The 18,396-nt window shown below is 60.1% G+C and carries 15 protein-coding genes; 11 read left to right on the top strand and 4 right to left on the bottom strand.

Translation table 11 applies throughout. The features are described 5' to 3' along the window. The first annotated feature begins 20 nt into the window (after positions 1-20). Positions 21-3,122 carry a tetratricopeptide repeat protein gene (locus AAG612_RS11475; RefSeq protein ID WP_253521877.1) on the top strand — a complete coding sequence of 1,034 codons (3,102 nt, stop codon included), beginning with the start codon at positions 21-23 and terminating at the stop codon, positions 3,120-3,122. Between the two features lie 57 nt (positions 3,123-3,179). On the opposite strand, the gene AAG612_RS11480 is transcribed toward AAG612_RS11475, so the two are convergent. After that, positions 3,180-3,887, bottom strand: a complete 708-nt coding sequence (locus tag AAG612_RS11480; RefSeq protein WP_253521879.1) for an adenylate/guanylate cyclase domain-containing protein — start codon at positions 3,885-3,887, stop codon at positions 3,180-3,182. Between the two features lie 4 nt (positions 3,888-3,891). Then, positions 3,892-4,395 (bottom strand): Pycsar system effector family protein, encoded by a 504-nt coding sequence (locus tag AAG612_RS11485; RefSeq protein WP_253521881.1) that lies wholly within the window; start codon positions 4,393-4,395, stop codon positions 3,892-3,894. A 396-nt stretch (positions 4,396-4,791) separates the two neighbouring features. On the opposite strand from AAG612_RS11485, the gene AAG612_RS11490 reads away from it, so the two are divergent. The 5 genes from AAG612_RS11490 (at position 4,792) to AAG612_RS11510 (ending at position 8,434) form a co-directional block, all read left to right on the top strand. Then, positions 4,792-5,721, top strand: coding sequence for an ArdC family protein (locus tag AAG612_RS11490; RefSeq protein WP_253521883.1), 930 nt, complete (start codon positions 4,792-4,794; stop codon positions 5,719-5,721). Positions 5,722-5,732: 11 nt separating this feature from the next. Then, a complete protein-coding gene (locus tag AAG612_RS11495; protein WP_253521885.1) occupies positions 5,733-6,173 on the top strand; it encodes a hypothetical protein in 441 nt (146 codons plus the stop codon). A 218-nt stretch (positions 6,174-6,391) separates the two neighbouring features. Next, positions 6,392-7,327, top strand: coding sequence for a DUF2493 domain-containing protein (locus AAG612_RS11500; protein WP_253521887.1), 936 nt, complete (start codon positions 6,392-6,394; stop codon positions 7,325-7,327). Positions 7,328-7,397: 70 nt separating this feature from the next. Continuing rightward, positions 7,398-7,667 carry a hypothetical protein gene (locus AAG612_RS11505; protein WP_253521890.1) on the top strand — a complete coding sequence of 90 codons (270 nt, stop codon included), beginning with the start codon at positions 7,398-7,400 and terminating at the stop codon, positions 7,665-7,667. Between the two features lie 368 nt (positions 7,668-8,035). Beyond that, positions 8,036-8,434, top strand: a complete 399-nt coding sequence (locus AAG612_RS11510; RefSeq protein ID WP_253521892.1) for a single-stranded DNA-binding protein — start codon at positions 8,036-8,038, stop codon at positions 8,432-8,434. 66 nt (positions 8,435-8,500) lie between these two features. On the opposite strand, the gene AAG612_RS11515 is transcribed toward AAG612_RS11510, so the two are convergent. Continuing rightward, positions 8,501-8,767, bottom strand: a complete 267-nt coding sequence (locus AAG612_RS11515; RefSeq protein WP_253521894.1) for a DUF6437 family protein — start codon at positions 8,765-8,767, stop codon at positions 8,501-8,503. Positions 8,768-9,111: 344 nt separating this feature from the next. On the opposite strand from AAG612_RS11515, the gene AAG612_RS11520 reads away from it, so the two are divergent. The 4 genes from AAG612_RS11520 (at position 9,112) to mobF (ending at position 15,682) form a co-directional block, all read left to right on the top strand. After that, on the top strand, positions 9,112-9,333 hold the full coding sequence (locus AAG612_RS11520; RefSeq protein ID WP_050599527.1) for a hypothetical protein: 222 nt from the start codon (positions 9,112-9,114) through the stop codon (positions 9,331-9,333). 730 nt (positions 9,334-10,063) lie between these two features. After that, positions 10,064-10,396 (top strand): hypothetical protein, encoded by a 333-nt coding sequence (locus AAG612_RS11525; RefSeq protein WP_253521897.1) that lies wholly within the window; start codon positions 10,064-10,066, stop codon positions 10,394-10,396. Then, entirely contained in the window at positions 10,386-12,698 is a 2,313-nt protein-coding gene (locus AAG612_RS11530) for a type IV secretion system DNA-binding domain-containing protein (RefSeq protein WP_342510351.1), read from the top strand. Before AAG612_RS11525 ends, AAG612_RS11530 begins: the two co-directional genes overlap by 11 nt. Positions 12,699-12,757: 59 nt before the next feature. After that, on the top strand, positions 12,758-15,682 hold the full coding sequence (gene mobF, locus AAG612_RS11535) for a MobF family relaxase (RefSeq protein WP_253521899.1): 2,925 nt from the start codon (positions 12,758-12,760) through the stop codon (positions 15,680-15,682). A gap of 14 nt (positions 15,683-15,696) precedes the next feature. On the opposite strand, the gene AAG612_RS11540 is transcribed toward mobF, so the two are convergent. Beyond that, positions 15,697-16,332 (bottom strand): S24 family peptidase, encoded by a 636-nt coding sequence (locus AAG612_RS11540; protein ID WP_221601636.1) that lies wholly within the window; start codon positions 16,330-16,332, stop codon positions 15,697-15,699. A gap of 425 nt (positions 16,333-16,757) precedes the next feature. On the opposite strand from AAG612_RS11540, the gene AAG612_RS11545 reads away from it, so the two are divergent. Beyond that, entirely contained in the window at positions 16,758-18,395 is a 1,638-nt protein-coding gene (locus AAG612_RS11545; RefSeq protein ID WP_221601634.1) for an ATP-binding protein, read from the top strand. Position 18,396: the final 1 nt, after the last annotated feature.

The raw sequence follows: 18,396 nt of genomic DNA on the forward strand, positions 1-18,396 counted from the left end.
GTCATGGAGCGACGCTGACGATGGCGTATAAATTCAATCCGGCCTTTCAGTCCGATGATGAGGCCGTATCGAATTTCATCGTTCGACAACCCGAGCTTGCAGAGACGCTCACGATCCTGCGCGGGGAGACGGCGGCGCCGCGGGTCATTCTGGTCGCACCGCGAGGTGCTGGGAAAACCACCTTGTGTCGGCGCGTGCTGGCTGAAATCAGGACCGATGAAACGCTGCACGCATTGTGGCAGCCGATTTTCCTTGGCGAAGAAAGCTATACGGTCACCACGCCAGGGGAATTTTTCCTCGAATGTCTGTTCTATCTCGCCGATGATGCCGGCGATGCGAACCTCAAGGCCCGGCACCGCGAAGCGGTGACGATCGCCGACGAAACAATCCTGCTGCAGCGCTGCCTGGAGATCTTGCGCGAAGTGGCGGCAGCCGCTGGCAAGCGGCTTCTTGTGGTCGTCGAGAACTTCCACATGCTGCTGAACGATCAGATCGGCAGCGACCGCTCAATCCTTCTGACCGCCTTGGCCGACGATTCGCTCTTCGGCGTACTCGCAACTTCCGTGGCGCAATCGACCGACGAGTGTTCGGGGCGCCCCCTCGACGGCTATCGCATCCTGCCGCTCCGGCCACTGACGCTTGAGGAATGCCATGCGCTATGGGCCTCCCTCACCACGCACGACGTGCCGCGTGCCCGCATCCGACCGTTGCAGATTCTGACCGGCGGCAGCCCGCGACTAATTCATATTCTTGCGGATTTTATGCGCATGCCTTCGCTTGGCGATCTCATGGAAAACCTTAACCAGCTGATCGATCAGAACACCGAATATTTCAAAAGCCAGCTCGACATGCTTCCAGCAGTCGAGCGGAAGGTGTTCGCCGCGCTGCTCGACGCATGGGATCCGAGCACCGCAAAGCAGATCGCGGCGGCAGCGCGGGTCAATGTCAACACGGCCTCCGCTATGCTTGGCCGGTTGAGCGACCGCGGTTCGGTGATCAAGGAGCAAGGTCGCGGACGATCGGCGCTATATTACGCCGCTGAGCGGCTGTTCAATATCTACTACCTGATGAGGCGACGCAGCCATCCTTCGAGCCGGGTCCGCGCACTTGTCGCTTTCATGACCGAATATTACGATCGTGACGAACTGGTCGCGACAACAGCCAAACTCGTCGATGAAGCCTGCCGATTTGAGCCCACCAAGCGTGCCGACTATCATTGGGCCTTCGACGCCATTTTGATGGGGCAGCCCGAAACGGTCCGCGCACGTATCCTCGCGCAAACGCCCGCTGATTTCCTCCAGTCGCTGCGTCAGGACGGTTTGCCGGCGGAAGTCGCGCCAAGCTTGATCGAAGCGGAATTCGACGAAAGCGACGGCGATGCCGCTGTCGACAGACTTCTTCGCGAGGCACACGATGCGCTCGAGAGCGACGATACCGACCGGGCGAAGGCTTTGCTCGCTGATGCCGCCGCTATCTCCCCATCAAACCCGATGCCATTCATACAGTTGGCGTTCACGCATCTTCAACTCCACGAACATGAGGAATCCGTTCTGGCGGCCGAGCGCGCCGTGGAGCAAGAACCGGACAATCCCGGCACACATTCGATGTACGGGCTGATGCTGTCGTTCGCCGACCAGACCGAGAAAGCCGAGGCGGCATTCAATCGCGCGTTGGAAATCGACCCCGGCTGCGCGCCGGCGATCCTTCATCTGGCGCGTTTGCGCGATCGGAATGATGATGAAGATGGTGCGCTCTATTTGTATCGCAGGGCGGCTGCGCTCGGCGAGTTGACAGATGACGCGACCGCGCACTTTGCCAGAATCCTGATGCGTCAGGACAAGGAGGATGAAGCCGAGGCAGCGCTTCGTCAGGCGCTCGAGGATCATTCTGATCGTTCCGAAGCCAGGCACCTCTTGGCCAGCTTGCTGAGCGGAACCGGTCGTGCGCCAGAGGCGATAATGCTGCTCCGGGATGTGGCCGAGCACGGCGACGATTGGATGGCCTGGGCCGATCTCGGCGCCTTTCTCTCAGCCGAGGGAGAATTTGCCGAGGCCCGCGCTGCACTAGATCGGAGCATTGCGACCGGCGCCGATAGCCCTGTGATCTACCGGATGCTGGCCACTGCCATGCGCAATTTGGGCGAACCTTTCGAAGCGATTGCCAAGTTAGTCGACGCCATGCTGGAAAAGCATGCCGACGATGCCTGGGCATGGATTGCGGCCGGAGATATTTATAGCGCGAGCCGTCAGCGAGATCGCGCCGAGAAGGCCTATCGCCACGCCACGACACTCGAGGAGGGCGAGCCGGCCTGGGTCAGGCTGGCGCGCCTGCTGATGGAGAAATCCGCTTCGGATGCCGAGGCGGAGTCGGCACTGCGGAAGGCCGTCGAGGCAGTTCTTGAAAGCGGTGCATGCGGTCCGATGCGCGAAGTTGCCGAGCTACTCGTCCATCATGGCGACGATGACGACGCGCTCGAATTGCTGAACGAGGCACTTGCCGCAAATGAAGACTGCTATTGCAGCCTTGTACTTCAGGGGGACATCGCGGCCCGTCGGCATAACGAGGATGGTGCGCGCGAACATTTCGAAGCCGCCCTAGCCCTGAATGACATTGGCGTATCGGCGCTGACGGGACTCGCTCGTATCTCTGCGCCTTCCGAAGCGCAGGCATTGATTGGCCGGGCGATGGAGGCTGACCCCGACAATCCCAAATGCCTTTTGGCGCGTGCACAGTTGACCGATCGCGAACTGCAGTTCCGGATCGAGGACGGCTCCGAAGCGCTCAAACGCGACCCGGATCTGACCGAGGCACGGCTATTTCTCGCGCCGCTCGAAGCCAAGCGTGGCGATATCCAGGCGGCGATCGCCCATCTCGGTGCCGCACTGCCGGAATTGGAGACGCGCCGTGAGCTCATCCCGAGCTTTGTCGACACAAGCCTGGAGCTTGCCCGTGTTGGCCTTAGTAATGAGTTGAGCGCACTGCTCGACTCCGAAGAAGGCCGGACAGTGGAGCCGCTCTCGATAGCGTTGAAGCTGGACCGAGGAGAATCGCCAGCTGTTGCCAAGGAAATTCGGGAGGTTGCGCTTGATATTCTGGATCAGCTTCACGCCAACGAACGATAGCCGGCACCTTCGCTGAGAGGGTAATCGTCTGGTCGAAATAGGGTGCGTTGAACGCGGTTACGGCGTCCACTCGTAATTTGAGCGGTAGACGTCTTCGTCAACGCCAGCGAACTTCATGCTTCGCTTTTCCCACATATTCACCCCTTTGCTCAGCTTCGCTTCGTCCAACATTGCGTCATACACCGCGGCCGAGATGAAGGTGCAGTAGGGATATTCCCGATTATCGGAGAGCTTCGCCGCAAAGCTTGGCGGGCGGCCAATCCAAATGAGATCGTTGTTATTGCGGATGCCCGCGCGAACCGCTCTGGAGATTCCGACATCGATGCCGCACGCTTGCCGGATCTTCACGTCATTATTCTTTACCGAGTTGAACCGGGCTGTCGCCTTTTTCTGAATCAGATTTTCAGTAGCCCACTGAATTTTCAGGGCGGCCTTCACTGCGTCCGTTCGCTTCCTATCGCCGATAAACACACCCATCACGCGATCGCCATCGAAGCTTCGTATCTCACCTCCTTGCGCTCTGATGATGCGTACCGAGCAGTCCAGATAGGCGCGGATGATTTTCGCCGTTGTGTCCCATGGACAAACCTTTGCGATGACGCCCGATCCCGCGAGATCGGCATAGAGGAACGCGGCATCCAGCTTCACGGCTCCGTTCGACAGGGCGATGTCGTCCGATGTCGGTATTTTCTTGCCCTCGCGTTCCTCGAACGCCGTTCCAAGGATGCCGTCGGCAGCATCCGTGAGATCGTCTTTCAATGCCATGTGATTACCCGCGAATCATGGGTATCCGGCTATGTTCGATTGCCGTCATCACCAGAAAGATCGCAAAAGGCAGGAAGGTCGCCAGCGTAATACGGATTGCGACAGCAATGGCCCGGTATTTCTCGCACAGAATGTGGGAATTGCGCCAGACTTGGCCAAGCATGTCAGCGCGATAGTCCGCCTCGCTAACCGCTTCGAACTCGTCCTTGAATTTGGTTTCCGTGCGGTCTTGGATTGCGGCGAAATAGATCAGGCTGCCCTGACCGCCCTCAAGATCAGGAAAGTTGCACCGATAGAGAAATGTGTATGACCCAACTAAGCCAAGGACCAGAAAAACAGCGGGAATGGCGATGTACCATTGTTTGAGATCGCCAGCTTGTACATTGAGCGCACTGACCGTCAGTACAGCAGAATTGACGGTGAAGAGCCCAGCGACCTTGGTGTCGACGCGGGGGAAAAAGTTCAAGACGCGCGTCAACTGTGCTTCAATGACGGTCAGATCTTTCATGCTACCCCTCCGATAGGAGACGGTATCAAGTTCCGTCGGCGTAGCAAAGCATGTTGTCTGCGCGACGCTTGGACGACGAGCGCGGATGAACAAACGACTGCTTTCGGGAGGATCGCAATTGGCCATGAGCTCCCGGGATGGACGCCAAAGCCAACGCGCCGTTTCGCTACCGGGAGTGTCCGCTAGTCCAATCGCGCTCCCGAAAGGAGGCTTTCCGGACTGTCGAACATTGCGGACAGATCGAGCCGACTGATCCTATGACCGCTTTGAGGCGATCGTCGGCAACTCTTTAATGACTGACGCGATAGCGCATAGCCGTTCTCCTTAAACGAGAGGGGAGGGAGCTTTGCTCTTCTGAACCGGGACAAGTTCGTTCCGGCGATCAGGAGACCTTCCATGACCACGTCCCGCCGCACAGCTTCGACATCGCCTGCCGCGCGCATCACCGCCGCCATTATCGAAAAGCTCGAGCAAGGCACCAAACCTTGGGTCAAGCCGTGGCGCGGTGTGCCCGTCTCGCGGCCGTTACGTTCCTGCGGGACACCATATCGCGGTATGAACACCTTCTGGCTGTGGATGGTAGCCGACGGCTGTGGCTACGCCTCGCCCTACTGGATGACCTATCGCCAGTGCCAGGCGATCGGAGGGCAGGTCCGCAAGGGTGAGAAATCGACCATCGCGATCTTCTACAGGAGCTACACCAAGGAGGTCGAGAACGCCGAAGGCGAGGCCGACACCGAAAACCGGCGCGTGCTCAAGGCCTATGCCGTGTTCAACGCCGACCAGTGCGATGGCCTCCCCGAGTTCTATCATCCCAAGCCGCTGGTTGCCGCGCTGGAGCCCGAAGGGCGCGAAGACCGACTTGATGCCTTCTTCGGTCAAGTGGGCGCAGACCTGCGCCATCATGGCGCGCAGGCCTATTACGAGCCGCTTCGCGACCGGGTCACTATGCCGCGAGCCGAACTCTTTGATGCCTACGACCACTACTATGCGACGCTCGCGCACGAGCTGTCACACTGGACGGGGCATTCTTCGCGGCTCGATCGCGATCTAAAGAACCGGTTCGGCAGCGACGCCTATGCTGCCGAAGAACTGATCGCCGAACTGTCTTCAGCCATTCTTGGGGCCGAACTTGGTCTTCCGGTCACCCACCTCGACCATCACGCCAGCTACATCGCGTCCTGGCTCAAGATCCTCAAATCGGACGAACGTGCGATCCTGACCGCGGCTGCCAAAGCCGAGGAAGCGGCCAACATGCTGCTCGAACTGGGTGGATGCCAATCCAACGAAAGCGAGACCGACATCGATCTCGCTGATGCAGCCTGAGGAGCCGTGAGATGGGACGTTCCGTCAGCTATCCGACCGGCTCCGTGGTGGCCTTTCGCCTGCTAGATGACGGCGAAGACGACGATGTCGACTGGGCCTACGAGTGCCTCATCGACGAGATCATCGATACCACAAAGGCAGCCTTCCCATCCTTCGAGGACTTCGATGGATGGCGCGGCCGCGAGGACCGTATCCTCCTGCGCAACGCCTTCGCCGATTGCGGCATATCGACCTATTGTGGGATCGCGGCGATCTGGCTCGCCGAGCGCGACGATGCCCGGTACTGGGAGGCCGATTTCTACAACCCACGAACGGCGAGAGCACGGCACTGGCTTGGCCAAGTCTCGGGTAGGTTCATCGACCTGTTTGGTGAGTTGCGCCTGGTCGGTCGGTTCTCAAATGGCGAAGCGATCTTCGAGCACTCCCGATCCATCTGCAACACCGGATCCTGATACTGCCTCATCCCTGTCCGCCGGGAGAGGCCCTTGGGCCGGTTGGGGCGCGCCGCAACCTGCGGCCCGTCGGCCCGTGTTGCCCGCGCCAGCCTAGGGCCGCAGGTTCCCCGCTACGCGGTGCGTCGCGCCCCTTTCCCCGGCCCTGATCGGGCTCCGGCGGACAGGTCCGAGGCAATGGTGCCTCCTCTCCTTGTCCCCCGATCAGGAGACACCCCATGTACGACAGCTTCATTGATCAATTGAGCGGCCTTGACTTGTCAGGCCTCAGCATCAGGCCCGCCCCATTCAACGCAACCGACTTTCCTTGCCAGGATGCGATCGACCAGACGCTTGGCGCCGTATGGTCCGACCTTTTCGCGATGTTTTCCGACACGGCCCTTGAGGCCGATGCCGAGGATATTGCCTGGGGCGTGGTCAATCTCTTTCACCGTGCCGCCAGCCGGAAGTCCGCTCAGCTTGATCGGGCCAGCGACGAGATCCGGGTCCTCCTCGCATCAGCCGATGGCTCCGAAGTGCATTCGAGCAATCTTGAAGAGCAGGTCGAGCGCGCGCAGGCTGCAGAAGCCAGCATGCTGGCCTTCGAGCAGATGCGCGAGGCTGCGGCAGCACTCTATCGCGACGAGACCGGGTCCTCGTGGAAGCCTGTTTCGGGCTCGCGCACGAGCCATTCGCGCCACCTTACCTCGGCTGTGATCGATGCCCGCGACTTCCTCCGCGCACGCGCTGAGAACAGGCGTCACGCCCTGATCCCGGAAGGCACTCCGGTCGTCTTCGCCGGCGGTCGCCAGAGCTTCGAGAGCTCCGAGGACGCGCGCGCCTACGCCGACAATATCTGGGCGACGCTGGACAAGGTTCGCGATGCGGTTCCCGATCTCTTCCTGGTCCATGGCGGCGACGGCAAGGGTGCCGATCGCCTCGCCGCGAGCTGGGCCGAGCGCCGCGAGGTCCAGCAGTTGACCTATTCGCTCGACCGTCGGCTTGGTGCCCGCGCCGGGTTCAAGCGCAACGAGCAGATGCTCTCGCTCAATCCGCGTTACGTCGTCGCCTTTCCGGGCAATGGCGTGACCGAACGGCTGGTGATCGATGCCAAGACGCGCCGGATCACCGTGGTCGATCGTCGCGGCCCCTTGGGCACCTCTCCCGGGTCCTGAGGGGGCCTTTACAATCTGCAACTGCATTGCCCGGATGTGCATTCGGCGCAGACCCGACTATGGACCGGTCATGCAACTTGACGATCTGCTGCAGCGCTACTTTGCCACCACCGACCTCTCCGGGGTTGCTCCCGAGACGTTGTCAGCCGGCATCGAGCATTGCCGGGTTGATCTCGGCCTTGAGGAGGACCGGGGCAAGCGCTTTGCACTGTGGTCGTTCCTGCACATGTTCGGGTCCGCCCCCGAACTCGACGTGGCGTTCGAGAACGAAGAAGACCGGGAAGCTGCCCGCAACTTCATGGATCTGCTGGCGGCATCGGAAGGCGAAGGCGAAGCCTGATTGGAAGTGCCGGTCACGGCACCTTCAGACCCGCACCCGATACCCATCCGGCTTTCTTCGCGAACAGTCCTGAATCAGGTCAGCTGAGGACAGCAACCCGTTCCTTTCCGGCCGTGTGGTCCCGCTTCGCGCGCCTGCCCGCACCACCCGTCATGAACGGGTTTCCCTTGGAGCTTCGCTCCAGCGGACAGCAACCCGTTCCTTTCCGGCCGTGTGGTCGCGCTTCGCGCGCCTGCCCGCACCACCCGTCATGAACGGGTTTCCCTTGGAGCTTCGCTCCAGCGGTGCAGTCCTCCCATGTCCTGCTTCTTCTGAATGTTCGCAAGCCGGAGATGGTCTCCGGTTTGAGGAACTGAAGGACTACTATCATGACCAATATCGCAATCCTCACTGGCCGCATCGCTCGCGAGCCCGATACCCGCGAGACCAAGGGCGGCACCAATGTCACCGGGATCACCGTCGTCACCGATCGCCCTGCACGCGACAAGGACGGCAAGACCTACAAGGACGAGAGCGGCTACACCGCCAAGGAAAGCGAGTTCCACCGGGTGACCTGCTTCAACGGCCTCGCCAAGACCGTCGGCCAGTACTGCTCCAAGGGCCAGCTGGTATCGGTCCAGGGGCGCATCCACTACACCCAGTGGGAAGACAAGGACGGGGTCACGCGCTACGGTACCGAGATCCTTGCTGACAAGGTCGACTTCCTCTCCCACGGTAGTGGTTCGAGCGACGACAACGACAACACCGACGCTCCCGATATCGACTGACATCGATCCCGATCGTCCCCTTACGAAGAGGCTCTGCCGCAAGCGGCAGGGCCTCTTCTTCTGTGGTTACTGGGTTCTTGCCGCTGCATTCGAAGCACGGGTTGCACCACGCCCCGTCAGTTTCTCGATCGCGGCATTCTCGCCGAGTTTCCCGAGTTCTTCGGCAACCTGCCTCAGGCCCTTCTTCGAGAAGCTTTCGAGGCCGCTTCCCAAGATGATTTCGCCGAGTTCCCTGGCTGCTTGTACTTCGAGCTCGCGTTGTCTGGCGTCGAGCGCCTCGCGGTCTGCTTCGAGCTTTTGCAGGGCTACAATCGCGCTCCTGTTCCGGGGCATGTTACTTGTCCTTTTGTCCCCCTCGGATCTGCTCCCCAATTGCTTCTATGCCCGCGACATCGGGGTGTAGGAAAGGCAATTCGCACCCAGCAGATGTTTGATCCGGGTGGAGGTGGTGGGTTCTTGCTCACGGTTCTCCCAGCATGATGGCCTTGCGCCTCCCGCCTCAAGGACGGCGGGGCCCCACCATTTTGCCCGCCACCGGATTGCATCCGGCAGCGAACAAAATCGTTACCCCCACCGCCGCTATTGCGGTCGCCCATTCGGGCGATCCCTGACCCGGGATGCACAAGACCATCGCGCGCACCTCCTGTCGTCTCACGACAGAAATCAGGAGGATTATCATGGCTTATTCGATGCATTGCGCCCTTCCGTCACGGAGCTATTTCGAGGCTCTCGAAACAGCCGAGAAGAGAGCGCTGCACAGCTTCTTCGATCAGCACGTTATCGAGGATGATGAACTCGGGTACTTTGCCCTCGACGAAGGTGACTACAACATCTTGCCAGCGCATCTCGCAGCGCGGGTGGTCCACACGGTCCACGGCGGCATGCTCGACGAGTTCTGAGACGACCGACAGGGCGGGAACCGGGAACGGTTCCTGCCCTTTTTTCTTGTTCGCCGGATAGTCCAATCAGGCACAAGAATCAGGTTCGGTCGGTTGCTCTGACGGTCGCCCACCGCAATGCGGCGGCGCCCGATAAATGGAGCGGGGCTGTGGACGCACTCTGTCCCGCGCATCTTGCGATGCGCTCCTGAGGGTGCGGCGTGATCTGTTCTTGGGCCCCGCGCGCACTTGCGAACCGGCACCGGGTCGGGCGGCGGGAAGCTGGGCACGCGACATGCCCCGTTTGCCTTGCTTCCCACGCGCCCTTGGCCGCTGCCTTTTTCGCAGGTGCTGTCTTTGGCTGGAAGCGTCGAAATGCTCTCGATCTGCATCCGAAGAGGTGCCAGGCCTGGTTGCTCGCGCTCCATCGTGGAGGTCGGGAATGGTCGTCCTTGATCAATCCCCGTTGCTGACTGGACCACCTCGCGCACTTGGGAACAAGGGAGCACACCCTACCCCGCGATTTCGGGATTTATCTCTCTGTTATTGCTAAAGAATGTGGTTATGGGCGAAATCAACCCGTCTGCGAGTTGAGCGGCTTTGCACTGATCCGCAGACAACTCACATCTCTCTATCACACTGAAATATTGTCTTAATCTTTCGATTGACTGCGAGTTGTTCACGATTTATTCTCATCAGCACCTTCCGCAAGGTGAGCCAGGTTCCGTCGGCCCGACAAGGAACCTGTTTCATGACCCGACAAGATCGGCTTCAGACATTCGTATCTCTCTCCGTAGGTAACTGGGTTCGCCAGTGTGCCGCGGACCATGGCGTAAGTGTCAGCGTCTTTATCCGTGACCTCATTGTCGCAGCGTGGCAGCGCGATAACGAGGCGAAGGACCGCCCCGCAGGGCTCGATCCCGCGCGCCAGGCTATCTTCATTTCGGTGGCGCTCGATGCGCTTCTAGCCAGCCATCCTGATGCGAGTTTGCGCGACCGTACCCACGAGGCGTACCGGCGACGCCTGGAGCGTCTTGGCCTCCCCGTCAACGCGAGCATGGGAGGCCATTCCCATGAAGCATAATCTCCTGAACTTCACCCGCGGGAGCCAGCTGCTCGGCCACTTTGGGTTCATGTTTGCAGCCGGCCTGAAGGGTCCGTTGATAGTCACCGGCCTTGTTGCTGTCGGCACGTGCTATTGGGAAGTGCGGTCGGCTCTGAGTGATCACCAGATCTACCTGGTCTGGATGCACATCTACGCCAGTCTCTACGCCTTCATGGAGTTCGATCCGGCCAAACTGGTCAACCTTGAATTGCTTGACGGCGAAAGGGTCGGCCTCCAGTTTGGCATCGTTCGCGAGTTCCCGTCGATGCGCGAGGCGGTCGAGGCGTTTCGATCGGCAGTGAAGCAGGGATTGCTCGTCGCGGCGGTCCTGTTGATCCCGGCATTCGTGTTCTTCTGGTGGTTCGCCGAGCGCTTTGGCGGGCGGTCGAAGGAGCGCAAGCACGAGCGCGGTGCAATGCTTGTTTCGCTCGACGAACTCGAAGAAGAAATCGAGCGTCACAACAAGGCATTCAGGGCCGAAGAACTGGGACGCAAGTTCGGCTGGAAGTGGCGGCTTGCCAGCTCGTCGGCGCTCGCCGAAGCGGGCCACTACCAACCCGCACATCTCGCCGGTGTAAGCTGGCCCTGGCGGCTCGAGCAGAGTCACGCCATGCTCATTGGCACGACCGGAACCGGCAAGACCGTGGCGCTCACCGAACTTGTTGCCGAAGCACGTGAACGCGGCCAGCGCGCGGTCATTTTCGACCTCACAGGGGCTTTCATTGAGGCCTTCTACGATCCCGCGCGCGACATCATTCTCAATCCTGTCGATGTTCGGTGTCCGCTATGGAGCGTGTTCAACGACTGCACGACGGAAGCTGAGTTTCACGCCGCGGCCGAAGCGCTCGTGCCCCATGACGGGGGTGGTTCAGAACAATTCTGGGTGCTCGCGGCGCGCATGCTGTTCGTCGAGATGTGTCTCCATCTTGCCCGCACCAACACAGCGACCAACGAGGCCTTGGCACGGCGGCTGATGACCGCTGACCTGTCCGAAGTGCATAAGCTGATGCGAGGAACGATGGCCGACCCGCTGACCGCTCCGGAGGCGGCCCGCATGGCGGAATCGATCCGCGCGGTGTTCAATGCGAATGCGAAAGTGCTCAAGCTCTTGCCCTCATCCGGACAGCGCTTTTCGGTCCGCGACTGGGTCAAAGGCGACTGCCAGGCGGGCTCGATTCTGTTCCTCTCTGCCCGCTATGTCGACATGAGCATCTCCTCGCAATTGCTCACGCTATGGCTCGACATGGCGATGAATACGCTGATGACGCTCGAGCGCACGCAGGACCTGCGGATGTGGTTCCTGATCGACGAGCTCGGTGCCCTTCATCGACTACCGGCGCTTGAAAAGGGGCTGCAAACGGCGCGCAACTTCGGCGGAGCGATCGTCACCGGGGTGCATGCGTTTGCCAAGCTCAAGGAAGTCTATGGCGAGAACATGGCCATGACGTTGTCCTCGCTTGCGCGCACCAAGCTTATCCTGGCGACGGCAGATCGAGAGACAGCGACCTGGTGCTCCGATTTCATCGGTCACCGGCAGGTGCGCGACATGGAAGAGGGCTACAGCTACGGGTACAACAATGCGCGCGATGCAGTCAGCCTGACGCCCAGGCGGCAGATCGAGCCGTTGCTCCTGCCCGACCAGTTCATGAACCTTCCGCGGCTGTCGGCCTACATCAAGTTTCCCGACGGATTCCCCGCTGCGCCGGTCTCGCTCATTCCGCGCACGCGTGGTCGTATTGCCGAAGGTTTCATCGCCCGCGAGAAACCGCTCATAAAGCCTGGCCAGGGTCCTGCGGCAGCGACGCCCCAAGCGAACCTGGGTTCGAAACCGAATGACGAGCATCCCGCTTCGAATGATGACGGTGCCGGTAAGCCTGTCGATTCAAAGCAGCTCAAATTCGACCTCGAAGGGCAGCGCCGTGTCGCCGATGAGCCGCAAGATCGGCAGGAGCCTGTGCCGCTTGAAAACCTAAATGCAGGGCGCGCTATTGGTGATCTCGATGCCGAATCCCGGTCCGATACACATCTGGATGCAGGTCCAACGCTACCTCTCGCCGCAGTGCAAACCGGTGAAGATGCACCAGCAATGGGCGCGGAACAGCACCCGTCCGAACCAGAAACCGCCGGCGATGCTGCAGCTGGAAAAGGCGGTTCGACGCCACGAGGCCGTGCGGCGGAAAACGGGCGTCAGTCGCTCAAGCCGGTCGAAAAAGACCTGCGTGAAGGTGCGGTCGCAGATCCGCCGGAGAAGGATTTCGGCGAGTTCGAACCCGACATGTGAAAGGCAAATGGGCAGGGATTACCTGGCCGCGGGGGAAGCCGTGACAAGGACCAGACAGTATGCTTTCCGTCGCCAATGTGCGCTCCCCTTCGGCTGCCGCGAGCTATTTCGCGGCAGACAATTACTACACCGGCGCCGATGCCGATCGTTCCGGAACCTGGGTCGGGAAGGGAGCGGAACGACTTGGTCTCGAGGGCCGCGTCAGCGCCGAGCAGTTCGATGCCTTGCTGCGGGGAGAACTTCCCGGCGGTATCCAGGTCGGCAATGCGGGACAGGCCCACAGGCCGGGAACCGACCTCACATTCTCACTGCCGAAAAGCTGGTCGCTGCTTGCGCTGGTGGGCGGCGACCAGCGGATTATCGATGCCTATCGCGAGGCCGTCATCGAGACCTTGCGCTGGGCAGAAAAGAACGCGGCGCAGACCCGGATGAGTAGCAAGGCTGGTTACGGGAAGGTCGCGACAGATAATCTGACGATTGGTCTTTTCCAGCACGACACCAACCGCAACCAGGAGCCGAACCTGCATTTTCATGCGGTCGTGGCAAATGTCACGCAAGGCAGCGACGGGAAGTGGCGCGCGCTTCGCAATGACAAGCTTTGGTCGTTCAACACCCTGCTCAACTCGATGACCATGGCGCGCTTTCGTCTGGCGGTCGACAAAATGGGCTACGAAGCAGGGCCGGTTGGAAAGCACGGCAATTTCGAAGCAGCGGCCATTGCTCGCGGGCAGGTCGTGGCCTTTTCAACGCGGCGCGAAGAAGTCCTCGAGGCGGTACGCCAGCTCGGTGAGAACACCCCGAAAACCCGCGACATTGCTGTGCTCAATACGAGGAAAAGCAAGGCGCCCGTCAGGGACCGGGAAGGCCTTCTCGATGCATGGCGGCAGAAAGCCCAAGAAGTCGGGATTGACTTTGTCGGTTTGATCGATGCGTCGCAGATGCGGGCTGCAACGAAGGACATTCCCAGCTCCAAAGAAGGGAGCCTTCTTCAGCGTGGAATTGCGAAGCTGAGAGAGTTCGCCCAGCGGATCAAGGGCGATCCGGCTGATCCGCTGATCCCAGCCCATGTCCTCAAGCAAGATGCACCGATCATTGCGGCAGCGCAGGCCGTTGCTTCCGCGGTGCGTCATCTCTCGCAGCGCGAGGCAGCGTTCCCGCGTGAGGGATTGCTGAAAGCGGCGCTTGATTTTGGGCTGCCGACGACGGTGGATCACGTCGAAACCCGTGTGAACGCATTGGTCAGAAGCGGCGCACTCGAGCCCGGCAAAGGCGAACACAAAGGCTGGCTGGCGAGCCGCGAGGCGCTGGACCTTGAAAGCACCATTCTCGCGAATGTCGACGAGGGACGAGGTGCGGTGTCGCCCATCTTGGATCGGCCGGACGCCGCGCAGCGGGTTCAGGATGTTGCTGCGCTCAATCACGGAATTTCACTCAATGAAGGGCAGGAGGATGCTGCGGGCCTTGTCCTTTCGTCGCGCGACAGGATCGTAGCGATCCAGGGCATTGCCGGGGCGGGCAAGAGCAGCGTGATGAAGCCGGTTGCCCAGCTGCTCCGCGAGGAAGGCAAGCAAGTGCTGGGGCTCGCCGTGCAGAACACGCTCGTCCAGATGCTCGAGCGCGACACTGGCATCCGTTCGATGACCATCGCCCGCTTTCTCGCCCAATGGGGCAGGCTTCTGCCCGAGCCGGGAAATGCCTCCCTTCTGAGTGAGGCTCGGAGCGCGCTCGGAGACCATGTCCTGGTGCTCGACGAGGCGTCGATGGTGTCGAATGAGGACAAGGCCAAGCTGGTACGGCTGGCGAACCTTGCCGAAGTCTACCGCCTTGTTCTCGTCGGCGACACGCGACAGCTAGGCGCCGTCAATGCCGGTAAGCCCTTCGACCTCGTACAGCAGGCCGGGATCGCGCGCGCCAACATGGATGTAAATTTGCGCGGCCGCGATCCCGCCCTGCGGCGAGCCCAGGCCGCCGCGCAGGAGGGACGCATCGACGATGCGCTCCGGGCGCTTGCTCCTTCAACCATCGAGGCTCGCGGGGACAGTGCGATTGTTGCTGCCGAAAAGTGGCTTTCGCTCAGCCCGGCGGATCGGGATCGGACGTCGATCTACGCGTCGGGACGGGCCTTACGTTCTGCGGTCAACGATGCTGTCCAGCGCGGACTCAAGGCCAATGGCGAGCTCGGGCCGCGATCCGGGCGCCTGACCGTCCATTCGCGGGTGAATGTGACACACGAGGAGCTTCGCTATCTTCGCACCTACCAGCCGGGCATGGTTCTCAACTTCCGCTCGCGCGACAGCACCCAGAAACTTTCCAAGGGTGACTACACAGTCAAGACCATTGACGAGGCGCGCAGGCAGCTCGTGCTTGAGGACAGGAAGGGGCAGCTTCGCAAGTTCAATCCTGCGCGTTTACGGCCGGGCGCAGACGATAGCCGCCTGTCGCTCTTCGAACGCAAGCCGCTGTCAATCATCGAGGGTGACAAGATCCGTTGGACCGACAACGACCACAAGCGTGGGCTGTTCAACGCCGACCGTGCGAGGATCGTGGCCATCGACACAAAGGGCGTCTTGGTGGAGACATCAGCGGGGAAGGAGCTCCGCCTGAGCCGCGGCGACCCCATGCTCAAACGCATGGACCTCGCCTATGCCCTCAATGCGCACATGGCGCAGGGACTGACCTCTGATCGCGGAATCGCAGTGATGGACAGTCGCGAACGTAATCTCGCCAATCGGAAGACCTTCTTGGTCACGGTCACCCGGCTTCGCGACGGCCTTACGCTGATTGCAGATAATGCCGAGAAACTCGGCCGGGCCATCAAGTCCAACAGCGGCGATAAAGCGTCGGCCGTCGAAGTAACGCAAAGGCTCAAAGCGGCAGCTGCCAAGGGGCTTTCGCAAGACAAGGATGTTGGCAGCGCTTCGCAGGCAAGTGACAAGCCCGAACTCACCAAGGAAAGGGTAAAGCCTTTCGAAATCGGGATCTAAGCCAACGGGAGCTCCTAAACCGCGCGTCCGAACCAGATGACACGCCCGACCACCTGGATTTCGGACCGATCGACATCATCCCAGCTGGGATAGGCCGAATTATCGCTGCTGATGGTGATCTTGCGGCCACCTGGCTTGAGCGTCACGCGCTTGACCACCAGCGCATCATCGGCGCGCAGGACATAGATGCCGTCACGTAGCCGCGAACCTTGGTCCGACGCATCGACCAGTACTTCGTCGCCATCGCTGAGTGTCGGCTCCATGGAGTCGCCTAGGACATGGATGATCGAGAGACTGGCGCTCTTTGCCCGGGTCAGCCGGGCAAGCCAGCGTTCGTCGAAGCCGAAGCGTGTATGGGCGGTCTCGCTTTCGGCAATCGCTCCAAAGCCCGCTGATGCATCGACATTGAGTACGGGTATTTCGATCAGTCCGTCACGCATTGGCGCGGCCGGGCCGCCCAAAACTTGCTCGTCGACCCCGAAGAAGCTGGCAAGCGTGCGCCGGTCATCATCGTCCAACTTGCGCGGCGAGCCGCGCTTGATGAACTGCTGAATGTAGGACGAGTTTCGTCCGATCATCCGCGAGATCGAGGAATATCCGAGCCGTCGCTGCTGGATCAGGCGATCGAGCTCCTCTCTGACATGTTCCATCGTGTCGTTCCTTCTGACGGTCTGAGGAGAGAAGGAAATCTCCTAGACTCGATGGAACCTTCCTACTAAGAACAAAACAGGAACACAAGTGCTGAGTGAGTCGAGGAAGGCCATGAAATTGCTGGATCGCATTGAGCGACACCTGAAGGAATCGCACATGTCGGCGACACGGTTTGGTCGTCGCGCGGTTGGCGATCCACGCTTTGTCTTGGACTTAAGACAGGGAAGGCGGCCGCGGCGACGGACCTTGGAAAAAGTTGAGGTCTATCTCAGGCATGCAGAGGTGCGAAACGGAGACGGTCTTTGAACGCAAGTCGTTTGTCAGCTTTCATTTAACGATCATCCCGCTAAGTTCGATACCGTTCGACGCGGGGGGTAGCGGGCTGGATTTCAGCAAAGGTGCCCTCTTTTAAGGGGGCGGCTAAGTGAATGATCTGATTAATCAACCCGATGCGCCACGGCTCATTTACGGGCTTCGGGACACAGGCTACAGTTTCAATACCGCCGCCGCTGATATCATCGACAATTCAATCGCGGCCAATGCGACCGAGGTCAATGTACGAATAGAGTTGGCCGAAGACGGTCGAAAATTCGTGTGCTTCGGTGATAATGGTGATGGCATGGACAGCGAGATGCTGTTCGACGCTATGCGTTACGGGGCACCTGCCAGAGCTAATCTTGCCAGTCTCGGCAAGTTTGGCCTTGGTCTCAAGACGGCATCCAGTTCGGTCTGCCTTAGGTTTACGGTCATTTCCCGTCAGTCTGATAAGGCTGACTTCGCCAAGCTCGCATGGGACCTCGAGCATGTCGAAGAGCAGAACCAGTGGGAAATGCTCCGCGAAGAGATGACAGCAGATGACTACGAGCTCTTCGAAGAGCTTTGCGGCGACAAGGGCACGCTTGTGGTCTGGTCCAAATGCGACCGTCTGCTATCGAAAGAATACGACGATCCGGGTGGCGCGAGGGAACAGGCTGCAATCAGACGGCTGGGTGAGCGGCTGATCGACCATGTCGCTCTCATCTATTATCGCTTCCTCGACAAAGGGGACGATCGTGAGAGGCATGTCTCAATATCTGTTAATGGGGAACAGGTCAGACCGTGGAACCCGTTCTATCCTGAGAAGGCCGATCAGGTGCTTTCACCTGAACAGCAGAAACTCGAGATCGAACTGGAGGACGGGTCGGTTGAAACAGCGCACATCAGGGCGTGGATTCTCCCGAACCGACGGGATCTGACCAGAGACGAACAAAAAATCGCGAATATCACCAACCGCGGCCAGGGCTTCTACATTCATCGCGAAGGACGAGTGATCCAGCAGGGCGGCTGGCTTGGCGTATTTGGTTCTGTTGAGCCGCACACGTCGTTGCTGCGCGTCGAATTCGATTTCACACATAAGCTTGACGAGGCCTTCAAGGTCGACGTCAAGAAATCGAAAATTCTCTTCGACCCGGCTCTTGAGGAAGCCCTCAAGACCCTACTTCAGCCGACTTATCGCGAGGCAGGAAACCGCTACCGGCGCAAGGAGAAAGCAGCGGCGGTGGAGCGCGGCGTCGATCACGGCAGCGCGAATAAAGTCATCGGCAATACGCCTTCGACCAAAAAGCCGGACGTCCAGTCTGCCGACGCGGGTCAGAAAACCGCTACACTCAACAACAATCGCGGTTCAGGCATCAAGCTTCGGGTACCCGTGGATACGCACGTAAACCCGGATCGTATTCACGTTGAAGCTGTCGAAACCATTACGTCCGGCGATCTCTGGGAGCCGGCTATGCGCAGCGATGCCGAGTCAGGCTTCGTAGCAGGCGTCCGCATTAACAAGCATCACGACTTCTATCTGAAAATCTATCAGAGAGCTGCCGCCAGTGGCTATGCAGTCGAGGGTATGGATCTGCTGCTGTGGGCTTTTGCTGTGGCTGAGCAGAACAACACCAACGATGACCTTGAGCCGATATTTGAGGACATTCGCAACGAGATTTCGACCAATCTCAAGAAGCTGCTGCGTGAAGTGCCTCTGCCCGACGACGAAGAGCTGACAGAGACCGGGGACGAAGAAGGGGACTGAA

The organism is Citromicrobium bathyomarinum (assembly GCF_038594605.1).
In the GTDB taxonomy this organism is placed as follows: domain Bacteria; phylum Pseudomonadota; class Alphaproteobacteria; order Sphingomonadales; family Sphingomonadaceae; genus Alteriqipengyuania; species Alteriqipengyuania bathyomarina_B.